This window comes from Devosia sp. (genome assembly GCF_017307565.1).
GTDB lineage: Bacteria > Pseudomonadota > Alphaproteobacteria > Rhizobiales > Devosiaceae > Devosia.
In genome coordinates this window covers 1-1,999 of record NZ_JAFKHD010000390.1, presented here as the reverse complement: position 1 = coordinate 1,999, position 1,999 = coordinate 1, and the positions used below count along the sequence as shown (strand labels likewise).

The following is a 1,999-nucleotide window of genomic DNA, read 5'->3' as shown; positions in this document are numbered from 1 at the left end:
AATCCGGCGATGGCGCGGAGCAGCGTGGTCTTGCCGCAACCTGACGGTCCCAGAAGCGTAAAAAACTCCCCACGTTCAACCGAAATGGACACGCCATCGAGTGCGCGGAAATTGGTGAACTGCTTCACACCGTCGGTAACGGTCAAATATGCCATGTATGCCCTCCTCCGGCTTGGCCGGTTCCTTGTCAAAAAGTAAACACGATTTTCGTGTTGCAACAAGTCCGTTGTCGATCCATGATCATAATCGATCATAAATTGATCATTGGAGGACAGGAGGAAACTATGCGTGTTGCAAAACGAACATTCTTGAGGATGGCGCTCGCTCTCGCGGCAACCACGGCCCTGAGCCCGGCTCTTCAGGCCCAGGAAGGGCCGGTGGTGATCTACACGGCCCACAAGTCGTCGATCGTCGACCGGCTGCTGCCGGTGTTCGAATCCGAAACCGGTCTCAAGGCGGAAGTGGTGCAGCTTGGTTCGGGCGACATTGCCCGCCGCGCCCGCGCCGAAGCCGGTGCTCCGGCCGCCGACGTGATCTGGTCGATCTCGGGCAGCCAGCTGACCGAGCTTGCCGATATTCTCGAACCCTATCAGCCGCCTGAATTTGACAAGATCGACACCCAGTTCGTCGCCAATGCGGCTTGGACGCCCTATACGGCCGTCGTCTATGTGCTGGCCGTGAACACCGATCTGCTGCCGCTCGAAGAAGCCCCGAAGAGCTGGGCGGAACTGGCAGATCCGAAATGGCAGGGCCTGATTGCTTCGGCTCGTGCGGATGGTTCGGGTTCGGCGATGCAGCAGCTGCAGGCCGTGCTGACGATCTTTGGTGATGACGGCTGGAACAAGTATGCCGAGATCGCCAAGAATTTCGTGTTCACCGACTCGTCGGGCGCCGTGCCGCGTTTTGTGGCGGATGGCGAAACACAGATGGGCCTGACGCTCGAAGACAATGCGCTGGAATATGTGCAGGGCGGCGCGCCGGTTGGCGTGGTGCTGCTGAGCGATGGCACCGTGGCAACGCCGGATGGTGTGGGCCTCGTGAAGGGTGGACCCAATCCGGAAGGCGGCAAGGCCTTTATCGACTGGGCCCTGTCCAAGTCCACCCAGGAACTGCTGGCCACCAATATCGGCCGCCGTTCGGTGCGCACGGACGTTGCTGCCCCTCCGGGTACGCCGAACCTCAGCGACGTCAACGTGATCAGTATCACGCCGCTGAGCGAGTTGGGCGGCGCTGAAGCCGTGCTGACGCAGTGGCGTGCGGCGATCGGCGAATAAGGTCCGACCAAGTAGAGATGACGAGGCAATAGTCCTAAATGAAGCAGTTGGAAGCGTACTCGCTGGGCAAGAAACTCGGCGCTCCAGAGGCCAATGAGGATAGCCTCGTCATCATGCCTAACCTCGGTTACGCCGTCATCGACGGGGTAACCGACCGCAACGGCACCCGCTATGGCGGCATGCTCTCGGGGCAGTTTGCCTCGCGCACCGTCAAGCGGGCGATCGAGAAATTCCTTCTGGCACAGGGTGATGCCAGCCAGCCCGCGTTGCAGTTTGCCGGTGGGCAGCATTTCGTCGACTATCTCGGCGCGGCGATCTTTGACGGCTATGTCGCCAATGATGCCGTCGAGGCGGTGACCAATGACTGGAAGCAGCGCGGCGGCTGTACCGTGATGGCGGCGATAATCGTGGGTGATCGGCTCGAAGTCGTGGCGGTGGGCGACAGCGGGTTGCGCATCAATGGCAGCGATGTGCTGCAGGTGCTGAAGCCTCTGGATGATGTGACCGCCATCATGCGCCGGGAAACCTGGCAGTATTTTCTGGCGCTTGGGCGGGATATTGAAACCTGCGACAGGCTTGCAGCCTCGATCACATGGCAGGGGACGCGGCACCAGCCGGCGGGCGTGGAAACGGCTGACCCGGCAATATTGGCCGAACTCGAGGCGCGATCGCTGAAGGCCTGCCGGGCGCATCTGCCGGATGTGCCGGTCAGCGAGATCGAGGCG

3 protein-coding genes are annotated in these 1,999 nt (G+C 61.1%); 2 read left to right on the top strand and 1 reads right to left on the bottom strand.

Features of this window, described 5'->3' with window-relative positions:
• Nucleotides 1-155: ATP-binding cassette domain-containing protein (locus J0I64_RS15575; RefSeq protein ID WP_291409876.1), on the bottom strand; the 155-nt coding region annotated here is incomplete at its 3' end.
• 159 nt (nucleotides 156-314) lie between these two features.
• Between J0I64_RS15575 and J0I64_RS15570 the strand changes: the two genes are divergently transcribed.
• Both J0I64_RS15570 and J0I64_RS15565 read left to right on the top strand, forming a co-directional pair.
• Nucleotides 315-1,274 carry an extracellular solute-binding protein gene (locus tag J0I64_RS15570; protein WP_291409874.1) on the top strand — a complete coding sequence of 320 codons (960 nt, stop codon included), beginning with the start codon at nucleotides 315-317 and terminating at the stop codon, nucleotides 1,272-1,274.
• A 38-nt stretch (nucleotides 1,275-1,312) separates the two neighbouring features.
• Nucleotides 1,313-1,999 (top strand): hypothetical protein (locus tag J0I64_RS15565; protein WP_291409872.1); only part of this gene is annotated, 687 nt, incomplete at its 3' end.

Bases quoted from the DNA above. Each gene is read 5' to 3' on its own strand.
- J0I64_RS15570 (WP_291409874.1), top strand. From the start codon at position 315: ATGGCGCTCGCTCTCGCGGCAACCACGGCCCTGAGCCCGGCTCTTCAG.